The sequence below is a fragment of the Superficieibacter electus genome, from assembly GCF_002915575.1.
Lineage (GTDB): Bacteria > Pseudomonadota > Gammaproteobacteria > Enterobacterales > Enterobacteriaceae > Superficieibacter > Superficieibacter electus.
Genome location: NZ_PQGD01000010.1, coordinates 31,838 through 51,353, shown reverse-complemented (window position 1 = coordinate 51,353; position 19,516 = coordinate 31,838). Strand labels below are relative to the sequence as shown.

17 protein-coding genes, 2 pseudogenes and 1 riboswitch are annotated in these 19,516 nt (G+C 51.8%); of the genes and pseudogenes, 11 read left to right on the top strand and 8 right to left on the bottom strand.

The genetic code is table 11. From position 1 onward, the window contains the following. Positions 1-85: 85 nt before the first annotated feature. The 3 genes from rsmF to yebS form a co-directional block, all read right to left on the bottom strand. Positions 86-1,534, bottom strand: coding sequence for a 16S rRNA (cytosine(1407)-C(5))-methyltransferase RsmF (gene rsmF / locus CHU32_RS13425; RefSeq protein WP_425444894.1), 1,449 nt, complete (start codon positions 1,532-1,534; stop codon positions 86-88). Positions 1,535-1,597: 63 nt separating this feature from the next. After that, positions 1,598-4,231 (bottom strand): PqiB family protein, encoded by a 2,634-nt coding sequence (locus CHU32_RS13420; protein ID WP_103750865.1) that lies wholly within the window; start codon positions 4,229-4,231, stop codon positions 1,598-1,600. Next, entirely contained in the window at positions 4,188-5,483 is a 1,296-nt protein-coding gene (gene yebS, locus CHU32_RS13415) for a membrane integrity lipid transport subunit YebS (protein ID WP_103676025.1), read from the bottom strand. Before yebS ends, CHU32_RS13420 begins: the two co-directional genes overlap by 44 nt. Before the next feature lie 144 nt (positions 5,484-5,627). On the opposite strand from yebS, the gene CHU32_RS13410 reads away from it, so the two are divergent. The 4 genes and pseudogenes from CHU32_RS13410 (at position 5,628) to htpX (ending at position 10,050) form a co-directional block, all read left to right on the top strand. Continuing rightward, positions 5,628-6,125 carry a GAF domain-containing protein gene (locus CHU32_RS13410; protein WP_103676024.1) on the top strand — a complete coding sequence of 166 codons (498 nt, stop codon included), beginning with the start codon at positions 5,628-5,630 and terminating at the stop codon, positions 6,123-6,125. 98 nt (positions 6,126-6,223) lie between these two features. Next, the gene (proQ, locus tag CHU32_RS13405) at positions 6,224-6,910 is read left to right on the top strand and encodes an RNA chaperone ProQ (RefSeq protein ID WP_103676023.1); all 687 of its coding nucleotides are present in this window, start codon (positions 6,224-6,226) and stop codon (positions 6,908-6,910) included. A gap of 19 nt (positions 6,911-6,929) precedes the next feature. Continuing rightward, positions 6,930-8,978 (top strand): annotated as a pseudogene (gene prc / locus CHU32_RS13400) (carboxy terminal-processing peptidase). A gap of 190 nt (positions 8,979-9,168) precedes the next feature. Then, positions 9,169-10,050, top strand: a complete 882-nt coding sequence (gene htpX, locus CHU32_RS13395; protein WP_103676021.1) for a protease HtpX — start codon at positions 9,169-9,171, stop codon at positions 10,048-10,050. 47 nt (positions 10,051-10,097) lie between these two features. On the opposite strand, the gene CHU32_RS13390 is transcribed toward htpX, so the two are convergent. Further along, entirely contained in the window at positions 10,098-11,471 is a 1,374-nt protein-coding gene (locus CHU32_RS13390) for an MFS transporter (protein ID WP_103676020.1), read from the bottom strand. 176 nt (positions 11,472-11,647) lie between these two features. On the opposite strand from CHU32_RS13390, the gene kdgR reads away from it, so the two are divergent. Further along, positions 11,648-12,439 (top strand): DNA-binding transcriptional regulator KdgR, encoded by a 792-nt coding sequence (gene kdgR / locus CHU32_RS13385; RefSeq protein ID WP_103676019.1) that lies wholly within the window; start codon positions 11,648-11,650, stop codon positions 12,437-12,439. A gap of 39 nt (positions 12,440-12,478) precedes the next feature. Here the strand turns inward: kdgR and CHU32_RS13380 are convergent, their stop codons facing one another. Then, the gene (locus CHU32_RS13380) at positions 12,479-12,718 is read right to left on the bottom strand and encodes a YobH family protein (protein WP_103676018.1); all 240 of its coding nucleotides are present in this window, start codon (positions 12,716-12,718) and stop codon (positions 12,479-12,481) included. Between the two features lie 161 nt (positions 12,719-12,879). Here CHU32_RS13380 and mgrB point away from each other — a divergent pair, with 161 nt between their 5' ends. The 6 genes and pseudogenes from mgrB (at position 12,880) to rlmA (ending at position 17,207) form a co-directional block, all read left to right on the top strand. Beyond that, the gene (gene mgrB, locus CHU32_RS13375; RefSeq protein ID WP_103676184.1) at positions 12,880-13,023 is read left to right on the top strand and encodes a PhoP/PhoQ regulatory lipoprotein MgrB; all 144 of its coding nucleotides are present in this window, start codon (positions 12,880-12,882) and stop codon (positions 13,021-13,023) included. A gap of 72 nt (positions 13,024-13,095) precedes the next feature. Next, a complete protein-coding gene (locus tag CHU32_RS13370) occupies positions 13,096-13,383 on the top strand; it encodes a YebO family protein (protein ID WP_103676017.1) in 288 nt (95 codons plus the stop codon). Between the two features lie 635 nt (positions 13,384-14,018). Next, a pseudogene (locus CHU32_RS13365) lies at positions 14,019-14,140 on the top strand (DUF2627 domain-containing protein). 39 nt (positions 14,141-14,179) lie between these two features. After that, a complete protein-coding gene (gene cspE / locus CHU32_RS13360) occupies positions 14,180-14,389 on the top strand; it encodes a transcription antiterminator/RNA stability regulator CspE (protein WP_001062678.1) in 210 nt (69 codons plus the stop codon). A 216-nt stretch (positions 14,390-14,605) separates the two neighbouring features. Beyond that, entirely contained in the window at positions 14,606-16,351 is a 1,746-nt protein-coding gene (ftsI, locus tag CHU32_RS13355) for a peptidoglycan glycosyltransferase FtsI (protein WP_245880221.1), read from the top strand. A 61-nt stretch (positions 16,352-16,412) separates the two neighbouring features. Further along, positions 16,413-17,207, top strand: coding sequence for a 23S rRNA (guanine(745)-N(1))-methyltransferase (gene rlmA, locus CHU32_RS13350; protein WP_103676016.1), 795 nt, complete (start codon positions 16,413-16,415; stop codon positions 17,205-17,207). On the opposite strand, the gene mntP is transcribed toward rlmA, so the two are convergent. From mntP to manZ, 3 genes are all read right to left on the bottom strand, one after another. Then, a complete protein-coding gene (mntP, locus tag CHU32_RS13345) occupies positions 17,204-17,767 on the bottom strand; it encodes a manganese efflux pump MntP (protein WP_133159247.1) in 564 nt (187 codons plus the stop codon). The genes rlmA and mntP overlap by 4 nt on opposite strands. After that, a riboswitch (yybP-ykoY riboswitch) is annotated at positions 17,768-17,947 on the bottom strand. Positions 17,948-18,146: 199 nt separating this feature from the next. Beyond that, positions 18,147-18,602, bottom strand: a complete 456-nt coding sequence (locus tag CHU32_RS13340; protein WP_103676015.1) for a DUF986 family protein — start codon at positions 18,600-18,602, stop codon at positions 18,147-18,149. Between the two features lie 52 nt (positions 18,603-18,654). Further along, positions 18,655-19,506 carry a PTS mannose transporter subunit IID gene (manZ, locus tag CHU32_RS13335; RefSeq protein ID WP_103676014.1) on the bottom strand — a complete coding sequence of 284 codons (852 nt, stop codon included), beginning with the start codon at positions 19,504-19,506 and terminating at the stop codon, positions 18,655-18,657. Positions 19,507-19,516 lie beyond the last annotated feature (10 nt).

Sequence of the window (19,516 nt, the reverse complement as noted above, 5' to 3'; positions counted from 1 at the left end):
GTACGACCAGTTACGTCGCCCATCTTTTAGCGTAGTCAACGGTGATGAAATCGCCAGTCAGAAGATGCTGAATCCTGGTTTCTCGTCACGCCTTACCCGCAAATAACCGCCCATCACGCACCAGCTCGCGTGGATAACTGTTTTTCATCCGCGAACCGACTTTTTTTGCCAGCCCCAGCGGGAAGCCCTGAAAAGTGACCAGCACCTCGTCGCTGGCAGGCAAATGGTGCAGATAAATATCGCGGCCGCGATACCACTCTTCGGCTTCGGCCTGGCTCAGTTCCACGCGCTGTTTTTCACCCTCAGCGAGGGCAATAACCGCTTCATGCTGCCAGCGAAAGCCTTTATTGTGCGTCTCAGCCAGCTTAAGCCCGATGCGGGAAAAGCGAATCTGGCCGAGAAAAGCTTCTGCTTCCCTGGGGAACAGCCAGATCTCTTTATCGCGTTGCCACAGTGAGTGGCTATCGTCCCAGCGAAGACCGACCCCGTTGGCGGCGGCGATCGTCTGCGCGGCTTCGCGATTTTTCATCGGCGTAAAGGGGAATTTACCGACTTTATAACCGGGAGCGGGCAGGGGATCAATCGCCGCTGTTTTACGCAGGCGGGCCACAAAGAAGCCTTCACAGTCATAAATTTGCGGGAAAATGTGCAGAAAGCCCTCAGACGTAAGTGCATCGTCAGCCTGGGGGAAAAGATCGCCCAGTGGCACAACCTCTGCGGCCTGTGGAAAACGGGCCAGCAACCATTGCACCACTTTTTCATTCTCTTCCCGGTTCAGGGTGCAGGTCGAATACACCAGCGTGCCGCCGGGGCGCAAGGCGTGAAAAGCGCTTTCGATAAGCTGACGCTGGGTGGCGGCGATTTCCAGATTGCTTTGCGGCGACCAGTTTTTTAAGGCGTCGGGATCTTTTCGCACCACGCCTTCTCCGGAGCACGGCGCGTCAAGCAGGATGGCATCAAACTGCTCCGGCAGGGCGGCACCAAATACTCGTCCGTCGAAATGGGTGAGCGCCACGTTACTGATGCCACAGCGACTGATATTGGCATGCAGCACCTTTACCCGGCTGGCGGAGAACTCATTTGCCAGAATAAGCCCCGTATTGCCCATTCTGGCGGCTATCTGCGTGGTCTTCGAGCCCGGCGCGGCGGCAACGTCCATGACCCGCTGCGGCAGGTCGCCATCAGCAAAAAGCGCTGCGACCGGCAGCATGGAGCTGGCTTCCTGAATATAAAATAACCCGCTTAAATGCTCCGCCGTGCTGCCCAGAGGGAGAGCGTCTTCGTCCTCACGCTCGATCCAGAAACCTTCTGCACACCAGGGGACGGGCGTTAACTGCCAGCCATAAGGAGCCACCAGCGTCAGAAACTCAGCCACCGTGATTTTAAGCGTATTGACGCGGATACTGCGGCGCAAGGGGCGCTGGCAGGCGGCAATGAAATCGTCCATTGAGAGTGAGGCAGGCATGATGGCCTGCATTTGCGTCAGAAATTCATCAGGGAAAAAGACAGAACGGGTCGCCACGGTGCACACCATAGAAAAAACGGGTGCGCAGTGTACCACAATTGCTCCGGCGCAGGTACGCCGGAGCAGGGAGGGTTAGCGTGGCAGGGCGGTTCCCCACTGCCGCCACTCTTTCGGCTCGCTTTCCTGCAACAGGAAGTGTTTACCTTCCTGCGCTTTCGGCGACAGTGGCGTTCCAGGCGGGGTCGCAAAGGCAATGCCGCCGCGAATAAACTGGTTAAACGTTCCTGTTTTCACCATCCCGCCGGTAATACCAAAGTCCAGCGTATAGCCGGATGCCAGCCAGAATACAGAGTTATTACGCACCAGGTGCTGATAGCGTTTACTGATGCGCATGTTGATCATGATCCTGTCTGACAGCGAACCCAGCGTCATGCCGGTGACAGTGCCGACTTCAATTCCACGGAAAAGCACTGGCGTACCGATATTCAGGGAGCCGGCCTCCGGTGCCTCTACGACCAGACTGAGGCCGTCAAGGTAGCGGGAGTCGGTAATGGTCGCCTCCTGAAGTTCAAACTCGCGGCGTACATTACCCTGACCAGGTTCAACGTTAATGTACGGCTGCAGCAGCGTATCCAGATGCTCAACGCCTGCCGCAGAAATCTGTGGCGTGACCACTGAGAAACGCGTTCCCGCCCTGGCGAAGGTTTGCATATATTCCGGATAAAGCACTGCTTTTGCCTGCACTTCATTACGCGAGGTGATGAGATTCAGTGTCTGAACCTGGCCGATATCAATGCCCAGATAGCGAATCGGCATCCCGGCCGCCAGTTTGCCAGCATCAAACGCATGCAGAGTGATTTGACCGCCTACCGCGCGCGCTTCGGTCTCTGACGCGTAGAGGATGCGCTTGTCACCTTTGCGTAAACTGCCGCCCGCACCGCTGAGGTTATCGAAGCTAATGGCACCTTTTAACGCGCGTGAAAGCGGTGAGGCCTGCACGGTCAGTCCGCTACCATTAAGCTGCACTTTCGCACCACCCTCAGCCCAGAAGACGCTGTCTTTAGTGAGTAGATTTTGATACTCCGGCTTGATGTGAAGTTCAATGTCAAACGCATTGGCGCGTGGACGTACAGTGATAACTTCGCCGACCTCAAATTTACGATACAGCACGACTGAACCCGTCTGTACGTCAGGCAACGTACTGGCGGTGAGGGTCAGAGTGGTCGTCGGCAGATCGCTAAGGCTGTTTTCCAGCGCTTTTTCCAGATTCGCATACAGCGGATAGCTGGATTTCATTTCGCCTTTTTTACCGGGCAGGATACGCACGCCGCCGTTCACCCATTCGCTGGCGCTGGCACCAAGAAACTCAACGCCGTCCAGGCCGACCTTTACGTCAACCCGACTATTGACCACAAATTTACTGTCACCGTGTACCAGATCGCGATATTGCGGGTCGACAGCGACAGCAAACGAGACACCTTTTTCTGACAGTTTACGCTCCAGCACCTGGCCGATTTGCACGCCATGCAGGATCAGCGGTTGCCCACTGTCAATACCGTAGCTCTCCGGTGCGGTTAGCGTCAGGGTCAGTACGTCAGGTTCCTGTAATAGCGTTTTATCAGCAGGCAATACCACGAAATGATCGCGTGGTTTACCTTCACCTGGCACCAGTTCAAAGGTACTGCCGGTTAGCAGGGAACTGATGCTGGCGTTACCCAGAGAAAGCTTCGGACTGCGCAGCTCAATGCGAGTATTTTCTCGCAGGAGATTGACCACGCTGGGATCAACGGTCATTTCACCGCTCACCGCGCCGCCGGGATCAAGCTTGATTTTACTCAGCTCACCCACTTCCAGCCCCTGATACATCAGGCGAGTGGAACCCGCTTTAAGCCCATTACCGCTGGGCAGGTCGAGCTTCACTAATACGCCGCGCTGGCTGTGAGCTAAATCCTCATATAGCCCGAATTCATCGTTTTGCGTTGCCGGCTTAGATTGCTCAGGGGAGTCAAAAGCTATCGCGCCGTTTACCAGTGCCGCCAGACTCTCCAGTTGAATGTTCGCGCCGCTAAAATCAACGTCGGCTTTAACGCCCGAGACATTCCAGAAACGACTGCCTTTTTTCACAAGATTAGTGAAGCGACGCTCAATGAGTACATCAATGGTGACGCCTTCTTTATCCGTATTAATGGCATAATCATAGACCCGACCTACCGGGATTTTACGGAAATAGACCAGCGACCCGCTGTTCAACGAGCCAAGATCGGGCGCGTGTAGATGAATCATCAGCTCGCCGTTGTTCAGGCGATATTTAGGCTGCGTATCCAGCGCGGTGAAATGATCTTCCGGCTCACCTTTACCAGGCATCATCCCGATATAGTTACCTCCTACCAGCGCATCAAGACCGGAAATACCGGCCAGAGAGGCTTTCGGCGTAATTAGCCAGAACTGCGTTTCACTGCGCAACGCATCTTTCATATCGCTTTTGATGCTGGCTTTGACTTCAATCTTTTTCAGATCGTCACTCAGGCGGATCTCCTGCACCGTACCGATTTCAACGCCCTGATAGCGCACTGGCGTGCGCCCCGGCACGATGCCGTCAGCGGACATAAAATCGATAGTAATCGTCGTGCCACGATCTTCATAGCTGTTCCAGATTAACCAGCCTGCAATCAATAATGCGATCACCGGCAGTAGCCAGAATGGCGAAATACGCCGTTTTGTTTTAATTCGCGCTTCCGTCGTCGAAGCGGGCGTTTCCTGACTCATGTGCATCCCAAAGTAAGCGGCTGTCCAGCCATTCAACAGCAAGAATAGTCAAAATTACCGCTGCGCCGAAATAAAACGCAGCTGGCCCCATGGTAAACGCAAGTAGCTGGTCGCGATTAATCAGCGACATGGTCAGCGAAATAACAAATAAATCCAGCATTGACCAGCGGCCGATCCAAATCACCATGCGCAACAGATTAATCCGCAATCGCAGCCCGTATGCCCATTTAAAGTGAATGCTGATAAGCAGTGTAAGCAGTACGATGACTTTGGTAAATGGCACCAGAATACTCGCAACAAACACCACTGCCGCCACGGCAATGTTACTGCTCGCAAGCGACATAATGCCGGAGAAAATCGTATCCTCCTGACGACCGCCATTAAGATAAATAATGGAGATAGGCAGCAGGTTAGCAGGCAGTAAAAAGATTAGCGAGGCGATTAACGCGGCCCAGCACTTTTGTAAGCTATGACGGCGGCGCAGGCGCAGCGGAATATGGCATCGCGGGCAGCGTCCGCGCTCATCAGGCAGGCCGGTAAAATGGCACCCGAGACACACGCGCAGATTGTCATGGGCGCGGGTGGCGGGGCGCGTGGGGTAAAAACGCTCCCACAGCTGTTCGATATTCAGGTGAATAAGCGTCAGAATGCTGAGCAGCATCAGGCAAATGAACGCCAACAAGCCAATACCCGGCTGAATAAACGCATAATCCTGGACTTTTATTGCGGCCACGCCAATGCCCACCAGATAAATGTCCAGCATCACCCACTCTTTAAGTTTATCCAGCATCAGAAGGACCGGGCGCAAATTCATGCCAAGGACATTTCCTAACCACAAATACGCAATCGCGCAGACCAGCACCAGCGGCGCACCGACGGTACAAAATAATACCATTGCTGCGGTAATGGGGTCGCCCATCTCTTTCATCTGCCAGATCCCCTGAAGCACGTTGGCATCAATTCGGATACCCAACAGGTAGACGCGTAACAGCGGTTCGCTCCAGGCAAAAGGCATGAGCAGCAGCATGGCAATGGCCATAGCCCCCAGACGTGTCAGGGACCAGTCACGACCGTCGCGGATCTTCGCTTCACATTGCGGGCAATACGCACTTTGATGCGATTTCATCACCGGCAACATAAAAAGCGTATCGCATTGCGGACAACGTTGATAATGTGCGCGGGGCAGCGGATCGCTAACCGAATGTACGATAATTTTTTTGGTCGGTGTAACCGTGTTTGCTTTAAGTGCCATTTATTGAGAACTGGAATGGATATATAAAACTATCTTAACTCATGAATGGGATTCACCTTGAGCCTAAACGCATTTAATGCTTATTTTATAGTGCAAATCGTCAGGTGACGAGCCGGCGACTGGGTTAATACAAGTGGTTAGATAATGAACAAAACAGAATTTTACGCGGATCTGAACCGCGATTTAAAGGCATTAATGGCAGGAGAAACCAGTTTTCTGGCGATTCTTTCTAATACCAGCGCACTACTTTTTGAGCGCCTGGAAGGGGTAAACTGGGCGGGGTTTTATTTACTGGAGGGGGAAACCCTGGTGCTAGGACCTTTCCAGGGGAAAATCGCCTGTGTGCGTATTCCAATCGGGCGCGGCGTCTGCGGCACGGCGGTGGCTGAAAACCGTATCCAGCGAGTGGATGATGTGCATGCTTTTGCCGGTCACATCGCCTGCGATTCCGCCAGCAACGCCGAAATCGTCCTGCCGCTGACGGTCGAAAATCAGATTATTGGCGTTCTGGATATCGACAGTACTCTCTTCTCGCGCTTCACCACCGAGGACGAGCAGGGGCTGAGTGAACTGGTCGGGCATCTTGAGACGCTGCTTGCTGCCAGCGATTATCAAAAATTCTTTGCCCTCAAAGCAGGATAATCAACGGATAACGTAGCAATTACCGATAGCGTCATTATAATGACGCCTGTTCATGCCTGCGGGCTTGTTGGCTACGTCCGTTGTAATCAGGAAATTTCATGGAAAATCAACCTAAGTTGAATAGTAGTAAAGAAGTTATCGCATTTCTGGCCGAACGTTTCCCTCAGTGCTTCAGTGCTGAAGGTGAGGCGCGTCCGCTTAAAATCGGCATTTTTCAGGATCTGGTCGCGCGCGTTGAAGGTGAGATGAATCTCAGCAAAACTCAACTTCGCTCCGCGTTGCGCCTTTACACCTCCAGCTGGCGCTACCTGTACGGTATCAAAGCTGGCGCAACCCGTGTTGACCTCGACGGCAATGCCTGCGGTGAGCTGGACGAGCAGCATGTGCTTCATGCCCGTCAGCAACTTGAAGAGGCGAAAGCTCGCGTTCAGGCACAACGTGCCGAGCAGCAGGCAAAAAAACGGGAAGCCGCCGGTGAAGCTCAGCAGGCTAACGATGCACCACGTCGCGAACGTAAGCCGCGTCCTCAGGTACGGCGTAAAGAAGAGGGTGAACGCAAACCTCGCAGCGCTAAACCTGCGGCAAAAGCGCAGCCTGCGGTGCGTGAAGAGAAACTGACGCCGGTTTCCGATCTGTCAGCGCTGACGGTGGGACAATCCCTGAAGGTGAAGGCAGGAAATAACGCCATGGATGCTACCATCCTGGAAATCACCAAAGATGGCGTTCGAGTACAGCTGACGTCTGGTATGTCAATGATTGTACGCGCAGAACACCTGGTGTTCTGAAACGGAGGCCAGGCCTGGCATGAACACATTTTTTAAGCTCACTGCAATCGCAGGCATGTTTTTAGCAGCAGGCCATGCTTTTGCAGCGAACGAGATCACCCGTGCCGATCAAATTCCGGTTCTTAAGGAAGAGGTTCAGCACTCTACGGTAAGCGAGCGCGTCACATCGCGCTTTACGCGCTCGCACTACCGCCAGTTCGATCTGGATAAGGCATTCTCGGCCAAAATTTTCGATCGTTATCTGAATTTGCTCGACTACAGCCATAACGTGTTGTTAGCCAGCGACGTATAAAAATTCGCCTATAAAAACACGACGCTCGGCGACGAGCTTCGTTCCGGTAAACTCGACGTCTTCTACGCGCTGTATAACCTTGGGCAGCAACGGCGTTTTGAACGCTATCAGTACGCATTAAAAGTACTGGAACGGCCGATGGATTTTACCGGTAACGATACGTTCAATCTCGATCGCAGTAAGTCTCCGTGGCCAAAAGATGAGGCTGAGCTGAATGCGTTGTGGGATGGCAAAGTTAAGTATGATGAACTGAGTCTGAAGCTGACCGGCAAAACGGACAAAGAAATCCGCGACACCCTGAGTCGTCGCTATAAATTTGCCATTCGTCGTCTGACCCAATCCAACAGCGAAGATGTATTTTCGCTGGCGATGACGGCATTCGCCCATGAGATTGACCCGCATACCAACTATTTGTCGCCACGTAATACCGAGCAGTTTAATACTGAAATGAGCCTGTCCCTTGAGGGGATCGGCGCAGTATTGCAGATGGATGATGATTACACGGTAATTAACTCCATGGTCGCCGGTGGACCAGCCGCGAAAAGCAAAGCGATTGCTGTAGGCGACCGCATTGTGGGTGTTGGCCAGCCGGGTCAGAGCATGGTGGATGTTATCGGCTGGCGTCTGGACGATGTGGTAGCGCTGATCAAAGGGCCTAAGGGGAGTAAGGTGCGTCTTGAGGTCCTGCCTGCGGGTAAAGGCACCAAAACGCGCATTATCACATTGACCCGCGAACGCATCCGCCTTGAAGACCGTGCGGTCAAGATGTCGGTAAAAAACGTGGGTAAAGAGAAGGTCGGCGTACTGGATATACCGGGTTTCTATGTTGGCCTGACGGATGACGTTAAGGTGCAGTTGCAGAAGCTGGAAAAACAGAACGTCAGCAGTGTGGTTATTGACCTGCGCACCAATGGTGGCGGAGCATTGACTGAAGCTGTCTCTCTTTCCGGGCTATTTATCCCGTCCGGTCCGGTAGTACAGGTACGTGATAACAACGGTAAGGTGCGCGAAGACAGCGACACCGATGGTGTGGTGTATTATAAAGGCCCGCTGGTGGTGCTGGTCGATCGCTTCAGCGCATCGGCATCGGAAATCTTTGCTGCAGCCATGCAGGATTATGGCCGGGCATTGATTGTCGGCGAGCCAACCTTTGGTAAAGGTACCGTACAGCAGTACCGCTCCCTGAATCGTATTTACGATCAGATGCTGCGTCCTGAGTGGCCGGCCCTGGGTTCGGTGCAGTATACCATCCAGAAATTCTACCGTGTTAACGGTGGCAGTACTCAGCGTAAAGGCGTTACCCCGGATATCATCATGCCGACCGGCACTGAAGAGACGGAAACCGGTGAGAAGTTCGAAGATAATGCGCTGCCATGGGACAGCATCAACGCGGCGACTTTCGTGAAGTCAGGCGATTTGACCCCCTTTGGCCCTGAATTGCTCAAAGATCACAACGCACGTATCGCGGAGGATCATGAGTTCCAGTACATTATCAAAGACATCGCACGGTTCAATGCCCTAAAAGACAAACGGAACAACGTTTCTCTTAATTACGCTCAGCGTGAAAAAGAGAATGCCGAAGATGATGCCACCCGTCTGGCGCGGATTAACGATCGCTTTACGCGTGTGGGTAAACCGCTGCTGAAAAAACTCGACGATTTGCCGAAGGATTATCAGGAACCCGATCCGTATCTTGATGAGACGGTGCATATTGCGGTTGATCTTGCTCACCTGCAAAAAGAGCAGCCCGCGGCACAACCCGCAAAAAACAAATAACCTCCCAACAGGCACAAGCAATTGTGCCTGTTTTTTTACCAGTCTCTTCTGACGTAAAAAACCCCCTTCAAAATGTAAAGTTGCGTGATTCTCGTGACTTAGCGTCTCTGTTCGCTTGAAAAAAGCGGTAATACCCATACGATATGGTTATCGCATAGTGCGTTTTGTTAAACCGAGGTTAAAAAATATTATGATGCGAATCGCGCTTTTCCTGTTAACCAACCTGGCGGTAATGGTGGTGTTCGGGCTGGTGCTAAGCCTGACAGGAATTCAGTCGAGCAGTATGACCGGCCTGCTAATCATGGCGCTGCTGTTTGGTTTTGGTGGTTCGATCGTTTCGCTAATGATGTCGAAATGGATGGCCCTCAAATCTGTTGGGGGGGAAGTGATTGAACAGCCGCGCAACGAAACCGAGCGCTGGCTGATGCAGACCGTTGCTACGCAGGCAAATCAGGCCGGCATCGCCATGCCACAGGTGGCAGTCTATCATGCGCCGGATATCAACGCTTTTGCTACCGGCGCACGCCGTGATGCCTCACTGGTCGCCGTCAGTACTGGCTTGTTGCAGAACATGAGCCGCGACGAGGCCGAGGCCGTCATTGCGCATGAAATTAGTCATATTGCCAATGGTGACATGGTCACGATGACGCTGATTCAGGGGGTAGTAAACACCTTCGTCATTTTTATCTCCCGCATTCTTGCCCAGATCGCCGCCGGTTTTCTGGGTGGCAATCGGGATGAAGGGGAGGGTAATAATGGCAACCCGCTGATCTACTTTGCGGTGGCGATGGTGCTGGAACTGCTGTTTGGTATCCTTGCCAGCATGATCACCATGTGGTTCTCACGCCATCGCGAATTTCATGCCGATGCCGGTTCAGCACGTCTGGTAGGACGTGAAAAAATGATTGCTGCGTTGCAGCGTCTGAAAACCAGCTATGAGCCCCAGGAGGCGAGCAGCATGATGGCATTTTGCATTAACGGCAAAGCTAAATCGTGGAGCGAGTTCTTTATGACTCACCCGCCGCTGGACAAGCGTATTGAGGCGCTGCGTAGCGGCGAATATCTGAAGTAATTGCTCTGCATGACATGCCCGGCCGTGAATCCGCGACCGGGCTTTTTTTACGCCTGCGCCCGGGGTTGAGTAACCCGTAAGCCGCTGACAATAGCTGCAATCGTCGCCAGCGTTCCGGCCAGGAGCAGTGAAGCGTGCGTACCGGCGTCACCATTCAGATTAAACAGTAATGCTACCAGCGCGGCACCGATACTTTGTCCCAGCAGCCTTGCGGTGCCCAACATCCCGCTGGCTCCGCCGCTGCGCTGGCGTGGCGCAGAGGAAATAATAGTGTGGTTGTTGGGCGACTGAAAAAGGCCGAAACCAGCACCGCACAGGATCATCGGCCAGATAATTGCCCAGTCTGCTGGTGCCGCGGGCAACCATGCCAGTGCGAATAAACCGCAGGCCATCACTACCATTCCCAGCGCTCCCAGTAATCCAGCATGTACTCTCTCAATCAGGTATCCGGCCAGCGGTGCCATGACCATGGTTGCCAGTGGCCAGGGGGTCAGTAGCAATCCAGTTTCCACTTCACTGCGGCCGAGGATCGTTTGCAGGAAAAAGGGCAGGGAAACCAGCGCCAGCATTTGCGCGCAGAATGAGCAGATGGAGGTGCAAATTGAGAGCGAGAAAATCGGGATGCGCAGCAGATCTATCGGTAAAAGGGGAACAGGCAACTGAAGTTGACGACGGACGAAAAAAAATCCTGCGACAAGCATTACTCCGATCTCCGCCATAACTAATGTCCGCGACTGTCCCTGGGCAAACCCGCTCAAGGCTGAAATCAGTAATCCAAACGTCAGGGCATTCATTACGGCACTTGGCACGTCGAAGCGTGGGCTGTTACTGCGCGCACCGTTTGGCGGAAGAAACCGCAGTGCCAGCACCAGCGAGATCACGCCAAGGGGAACATTAATTAAAAACAGCCACTGCCAGGAGGCGACGGAGAGAATACCCGCCGCAATTGTGGGGCTGGCGGCAGAGGAGACAGCAACAACAAAAGAGTTGATTCCCATGCCACGTCCCAGCTGCTGTGGCGGATAGATAAGGCGAATAAGCGCAGTATTGACACTCATTAACGCTGCGCCGCCAAAGCCCTGTGCCACGCGGGCAATCGTCAGCGTCAACAGAGAATCCGACAACGCGCAAGCCAGCGAAGCAAAAGTAAAAACCACCAATCCGATCTTATAGATACGCCGGTAGCCAAACATATCCCCAAGAAAAGCCAACGAAAGGAGCGATATGACGATCGCAATTTGATACGCATTGACTATCCAGATGGACGCTGCGGGCGACGCATTCAGGTCGCCGGCAATGGTGGGCAGGGCAACATTGGCAATGGCACCATCCAGCACGGCCATCGCGATACCAAGAATAATAGTGACAATTGCCCCATAACGTTGGGGTACAGGCAGACCATCCGAAGCGGTTTTATTCATATGAAAAACGATAAGAAAAGAAAATTATTATTCAGAAAATAATTTTAGCACTGATAATTCAACGATTGCTCGCAGATTTGTAAGGAAGTGGCAGAAGAACCGTTGCGGCAGGGAAGACGCGAATTTATAATAAAAACTCGTTCTGATTTTTATAAAACAAAACCCAGAGGTGATAAATGGCACTCGCAGATTTGGACAAGCAGCCAGATTCTGTCTCTTCAGTATTGAAGGTTTTTGGCATCCTGCAGGCGCTTGGTGAAGAGCGTGAAATTGGGATTACCGAGCTGTCGCAGCGCGTCATGATGTCAAAAAGCACCGTTTATCGCTTTTTGCAGACCATGAAATCACTGGGATATGTTGCTCAGGAAGGGGAATCAGAAAAGTATTCACTGACCCTTAAACTCTTTGAGCTTGGCGCACGTGCGCTACAGAATGTCGATTTAATCCGTAGCGCGGATATTCAGATGCGCGAACTGTCGCGTCTGACGAAAGAAACTATCCACCTTGGCGCGCTGGATGAAGACAGTATTGTATATATCCATAAAATTGATTCGATGTATAACCTGCGTATGTATTCACGCATTGGCCGCCGCAACCCGCTCTACAGCACGGCAATTGGTAAAGTGCTGTTGGCCTGGCGCGATCGTGACGAGGTACAGCAAATTCTTGAAGGCGTTGAGTATAAGCGCAGCACAGGACGTACCATAACCAGTACTGAAGCGTTGCTACCACTTCTCGATCAAGTCCGTGAACAGGGTTTTGGTGAGGATAACGAAGAACAAGAAGAAGGGCTGCGTTGCATTGGCGTGCCGGTTTTTGATCGTTTTGGTGTGGTCATTGCTGGTTTAAGCATCTCGTTTCCAACCCTGCGTTTCTCGGAAGAGCGCTTACATGAATATGTCGCAATGCTGCATACGGCGGCGCGTAAAATTTCAGAACAAATGGGGTACACGGCCTATCCATTCTGAGCCTGAGCACGCCGCCAGAGGGCGGCGTGCTGCCAGTGACTATCCGTGTTCTATCACCGTTTCACTTTTACGCAACAGCGGGCAATTATTAATACCAATGATCCCACTATCAGAATGCACATACTGGGCGGTGCTGGTGCCGCGAGCGGTGAGATAGGTACATTGCAGTCCCATGCCCGCTGCGTTAACGTTGCTGCCAATTAACACGCCATAACCGCTGAGCAATAAACCAATCCAGATCAGTGCCAGCAACATAATGATTCGAATAACCTGGCGCATAACGACTCCTTTTATCCTGTTATCGTGGGCGTTAGACTACAGGCATGAGCGGCCAGAACAAGGCGAAAAGTCTCTAAATAATTCGAAGCGCGAACAGTTAACCCCCTGTTTAAGATACGCATGTTAACCTGGTCGCATCAGGTGATAATTTGGAGCCCGGAGTGAAAAAATTTAGGTGGGTGGTACTGATGGGAGCCATCGTTCTCGGTTTGCTCATCTGGACCCAGTTGCTCAATGTACTGTGCGATCAGGATGTACAGTTTTTTAGCGGTATCTGTGCAGTCAACAAATTCATCCCGTGGTAAGCATTTTTGCTATCAGTGATTTCCTTCCCCGCCGCGAGTGGTAAGATAGCGTGTTTCCTTTGAGGTGGTGAAATGAACGATTTAATGAGTACCGGGGCGCTTAATCTGGCCTCACTGTTGGTTTCGGTTGTCGTGCTGGTTATGGGACTGCTGCTGTGGTTTTTCGTTAACCGCGCCAGTTCTCGTGTGAATGAGCAAATCGAGTTGCTGGAAGAATTGCTCGATCAGCAAAAACGGCAAAATGCGTTGCTGCGCAGACTGTGTGAGGCGAATGAACCTGAAAAAGTTGACTCTCCCGCGCAACCTGAGCAGCCACAGGCCGATGATGACGATTTCATTCGTCTGGTTGCAGAACGGTAACCGACTCCCCGGCAAAGATGCAGTATCATTGCCGGGTCATTTCCGCCGCGTTGCACACCAGTGGTGCACACGATCTGATTCTGCCTTAGGTGTCATTCCTCTTTCTCATCTTGCCTTATTAGCACAGTCTGAACGTAAATCCTGATATCATTATCTCATTAAGAATGAGCTTATCTTCATCGAAACGTTTTTATTGCCTTTTTATGATGCATTATTATCCGAGGTTCATTATTTTGGTGCACATTATAAATCTATTTAATTAGTATTAAGCATTGATTAAATTTTAGTGACCTGTCTCCTTATGAGCACCAGTGCTAATTGTTAGCTATGATTTTTTATGCATAACTATGCACAAAATCATCTAACTCCCTGAACAAATGATGAACGGTCAGCATCTTTTTAGCTTCTGAAAGACGTTACACTATGGCGTAACGCCTGACTCACAGCCTCAAACCTGCTTCCCCCGTCCGGTTAGAAGCCATTTTGCTTTATCATAAAATGCGCATAAAATGCGGATCAGGCAAAAAAGACTTAATAAATATGTGCGATAGATCGATACCCGTTTAAAAATGGCTTGCCATAATTTACGTTGTATGTGATAACACCTTCAGGTTAAACGAGGTACAGTTCTGTTTATGTGTGGCATTTTCAGTAAAGAAGTCCTGAGTAAACACGTTGCGTTGAATACCGCTTCTCTGCCGAACCTTTTATTAGTGCCTCATGCAGTAATGTAATGTCTCAGGTTTATCCATGTTAGAGCCTCCGGGCGAAGAAAACTCTCTAAGGAATTTTGCAAATGGCGAAGATCAAAGGTCAAGTTAAGTGGTTCAACGAATCTAAAGGTTTTGGTTTCATTACCCCTGCTGACGGCAGCAAAGATGTGTTCGTACACTTCTCTGCAATCCAGGGTAATGGCTTCAAAACTCTGGCTGAAGGCCAGAACGTTGAGTTTGAAATTCAGGACGGTCAGAAAGGCCCGGCTGCTGTTAACGTAACCGCAATCTGAATTTAATACCACTGATCTTGTCGCGCGCAGGCGCATCACTTTCAGTTTTAAAGCCTCGCTGATGCGGGGCTTTTTTACGACTATTTTTCAAAGTGTTACAGCACCCCTCTTCTCGTCGTGGTTTGTTGCAAAACGACACCATAATTCTCACCACTGGCCCGGTGTAACGGGTATTCTCCTGTCCGCATCGCTTTATATCGAACGACTGGAGTCAGAGTGCAGAACAAAAGTATTAATGCGGGCCAGCCTTTCACTACACTACGCTTTGCACTGGTTTGTATGGCGATTATGGGATGTCTTGGGATATTGCTGGCGCGGGTCGGATGGCTACAAATTGTTGAACCCGACAAGCTGGTGAAACAAGAAGATATGCGATCGCTGCGTGAAATCCCCTCGGCGGCCCCACGCGGAATGATTGAGGATCGTAACGGAAAGCCGCTGGCCGTGAGCGTGCCGGTTGATGCCATCTGGGCCGATCCCTATACACTATTGCAAAAAGGTGGGCCGGGGACGGATGTTCGCTGGCAGGGGCTGGCGTCACTGCTGCATATGCCCCTGGATACGCTTACCCGGCGCATACATGAACATCCGCAATCACGATTTCTCTATCTGGCACGTCAGGTCGATCCGCAGCAGGCAAAATGGGTCGGTAAACTCAACTTGCCGGGCATTAATTTGCGCGAAGAATCCCGCCGCTTTTATCCGGCAGGCCACGTAGCCGCCAACCTGATCGGATTTACGAATATTGATGGTCAGGGCATTGAGGGGGTAGAGAAGAGTTTCAACGCTCAGTTGACGGGCAAGGCGGGCGCGCGGCTGGTGCGCCGCGACCGCCATGGGCAGGTTATTGAAAATCTAAACGATATCACCCCGGTTCCGGCTCATAATATCCAGCTCAGCATTGATGAACGCCTGCAAACTGTAACCGAGGATGCACTCGATAATGCGGTCAGATGGAACAAAGCGCAGTCGGGAGCGGCGGTATTGATCAAGATTGATACCGGTGAAATCCTGTCAATGGCAAGCTTCCCGGATTTTAATCCCAATAATCGGGAAAACGCGACGCTGGACGATTTTCGTAACCGGGCGATCAGCGATACTTTCGAACCAGGCTCGACAGTAAAACCACTGGTTATTATGACCGCACTTCAGCAGGGGATTGTGCAACCTGGCAGCGTGGTCGATACCCATCCCTACACCCTCGACGGACACCGCATCCGCGATGTCGGTTACTATCCTGAACTGACGTTGACCGGTATTTTGCAGAAATCGAGCGATACCGGCGTCTCCCGACTTTCGCTGGCGATGCCTGTACAGCATCTAATCGATACGTATGAAAATTTCGGCTTTGGCGAGTCTACCGGGCTTGGTCTTACTGGCGAAAGCAGGGGCCTTTTACCACAGCGTCAGTACTGGGGGCTGCTTGATCGCGCCACCTTTTCATTTGGCTATGGTTTGATGGTCACCCCCCTACAATTAGCACATGTCTATGCCACTATCGGAAGCTTTGGCCTTGAAAGGCCGTTATCGATTACCCGTATCGATCCACCGGTAATGGGGAAGCGGGTGATGCCCGAAGAGATTGTTCATCAGGTTGAACATATGATGGAAAGCGTGGCGCTGCCGGGCGGCGGCGGTATTAAGGCCGCCGTGCGTGATTATCGCGTGGCGGTCAAAACCGGGACGGCTAAAAAGATTGGTGATGATGGCAAGTACGTTGATAAATACATCGCCTATACCGCGGGGGTTGCGCCTGCCAGTCATCCGCGTTATGCGCTGGTGGTAGTGATTAACGATCCGCAAAACGGCAGCTATTATGGCGGGGCAGTCTCGGCCCCTGTTTTTAGTCAGATCATGGGCGATGTACTACGTCTGGAGAACGTGATGCCAGATGGCATGCCGCAGGATTCGAAAAATCTTCTGGTCATGCATACCGCTTCAGGCGAACAACCTGCACTGTAATGATTTCCCCGCAGGGCGATAAGCGTTACACTTTCGCCCTCAATTTTTTCCCGGAGTTGTTATGTCCTACCGTTGCCCGCTTTGCCATGCGCCATTGACCCGGCATGAAAACAGCTATCTTTGTCCACAGCGGCATCAGTTTGATCGGGCAAAAGAAGGGTATGTAAACCTGTTACCGGTTCAGCATAAGCGTTCACGCGATCCGGGCGACAGCGCTGAGATGATGCAGGCGCGTCGGGCTTTTCTTGATGCCGGGTACTACCAGCCCTTGCGTGACAGGCTGGTGGAAAAACTGCGCACTTTAGCCCCTACAGCCCTGTTGGATATTGGCTGCGGAGAAGGGTACTACACCCATGCGTTTGCTGATTGCGCGCAGGAGACCTGGGGGCTGGACGTGGCGAAAGCGGCGATCCGTCCGGCGGCAAAACGCTATCCACAGGTGAATTTTTGCGTTGCCTCCAGTCAGCGACTCCCGTTTACTGCGCAAAGTATGGATGCCATCGTGCGTATTTATGCGCCGTGCAATCCGCAGGAGCTGGAGCGGGTAGTAAAACCGGGTGGCTGGGTGATCACGGTAACACCGGGTCCCCGACATTTAGTGGAGTTGAAAGGGCTTATCTACGATCGTATTCATTTACATGAACTGTCGACCGGGCAACTGGCCGGTTTTGTGCTTCGCCAGCATGAGGCTCTGAGCTATAACATGGTGCTCAGCGGCACAGAGGCGGTGGCATTACTGCAAATGACGCCTTTCGCATGGCGGGCTAAACCGCAGGTTTGGGAGACGTTACAGACGCAACAAGAATTTCACTGCCAGACGGATTTCAGCATTCACTGCTGGCAGCGGGACAGTTAACCGGCGTAGTGGCTCCAGAGGATCTGCACGCCGATACCCATCAACACGATGCCCCCCAGAATTTCAGCCCGTTTACCCAGTAGCGGGCCAATAAAGCGGCCGATCATCATACCTGTGGTGGACATGACCAGCGTAGCACAGCCAATCGCCAGCGCAGTAGTCAGGATGTTGACCTGAAGAAATGCCAGCCCGACACCGACGGCCATGGCATCAAGACTGGTGGCGATGGCCGTTGTTACCAGCAGCCAGAAACCGTGACGCAGCGGCGGCGCATCCTCAGCGTCATTGCCTCTGAAGCCCTCAATCACCATTCGGCAGCCTAAAAAAAGCAGCAGAAAAAAGGCAATCCAGTGGTTCCATTCCAGTACAAACTGGGTCGCGAGCATACCCAGCGCCCAGCCAATCAGCGGCATGAGTGTCTCAACGGCACCAAAGATAAGACCTGTGCGTAATGCTTCAGAAAATTTGGGGTTATGTAGAGTGGCACCCTTACCGATAGAGGCGGCGAAGGCATCCATTGACATGCCGAGGGCAAGAAGAACGGTTGCGGATAGATTCATAAGAGCGTCCTGACCGGGAACCAATAAACACACCACCACCCCCAGTAAACAGCGGTTGATGCGCCTATGGTCTCGCCTGATCGCTGTAGTGCAATCCGTACGCGCCACGTTTTTCAACGAGTATGTTGACACGTACATTTCCGGCAACCCGGAAATTAGCTACTCCCCAATGACGGGCGCAACCTTACCATATTTAATTAATACCAGACAATAACAAAGAATGATTATTTCGCTATCTAATTGATAACGATTTTCATTTACTTTTGTAGGTAAATAAAACGTTAATAAATACGGGTGTATTGCGAAAGCAATATAGCCGTGGCTATATACCTTTACCCTGATATCACGGAAATATAGCAACGGCTATCAATCTAACTTACTAATTTGCAACAAGTAATTTATATATTTTCTCCAGATCGTCTATATTTCGTACCCTTATCAGCAACCTCCGTTGCTCTAACTGCATAACCAGAACACCATCTTCCGATAAATTCATCTCTTTAATACGGCTATATTTTATCCATACATTAGTAAAGAAAAAGCCCTCTTTTTTGAAGATGATCTTAGGCGTACGTATCCAGAACAAATACAGGCCCATTAATGCCAGCGCGCTTAATAACCATGTGGTTATTATTGCACCATTACCGGTCGTATTATTATAGATAAGAATAACAATTAACCCGACGAAGATAATACCGTCGAGGCGGCTGCGTCTTAGCAGCGGCACGGCGAGCAGAGTAGCACCGTTGCGGCGCGGCATAATGAACTGATCGTAGAGGGCAAATCCCAGTAGCAGTGCGATAAACACCACCAGCACGATATCGGTCAGGTTCATTTATTTTCCTCAAAAAAAAGCCGGGGCAGAGCCCCGGCGGCATAACACTTAATTACAGACCCAGCAGGCCAACAGCATAACCCGCAATACCGATGACAAAGAACCCAACGATGATCCACAGCGGGTTAACTTTCTTACGCAACAGCCACATACAGGCGAAGGTCAGCAGCAGAGGAACCAGGCCCGGCATCAACTGATCAAGGATAGTTTGAACAGTCGTGACGTTCTCTTTACCGGTCTGGTCGGTGATCCGCGACACCACCAGCGGTATATTCACGTGCGTCCACTTGTTAACCAGCGCCCCCATGACAAACAGGCCGAGGATTGACGCCCCCTCAGTCAGTTTTTGCAGGAAGCCACCGCCCATATCCTTAACAATATCGATACCTTTACGGTAGCCGTATGCCACACCGTAGTAACGTGTCGCCAGACGCACCACGTTAAACAGGATAAAGAACAGCAGCGGCCCGAGCAGACTGCCGCTCATCGCGATACCCGCCCCCAGCGCGGCAAATACCGGACGAACCGTACCCCAGAAAATCGGGTCGCCAACACCAGCCAGCGGTCCCATCAGACCTACTTTGATACCGTTGATGGCACCATCGTCGATCTCAGCCCCGTTAGCACGCTGCTCTTCCATCGCCAGCGTAACGCCGAGTACCGGCGCAGCAACGTAAGGATGAGTGTTAAAGAATTCCAGGTGACGTTTGATTGCCTGGCGACGCGCTTCGTTGTTTTCCGGATACAGGCGTTTAATCGCCGGAACCATGGAGAAGCAGAAACCCAGCGCCTGCATACGTTCGAAGTTCCATGAACCCTGAAACAGGTTAGAACGAAGGAACACGCCACGAATATCACCCGGAGTCAGTTTTTTCTCGGTGGTAGTTTTAGTGATATCAACCATTTCGTTCACC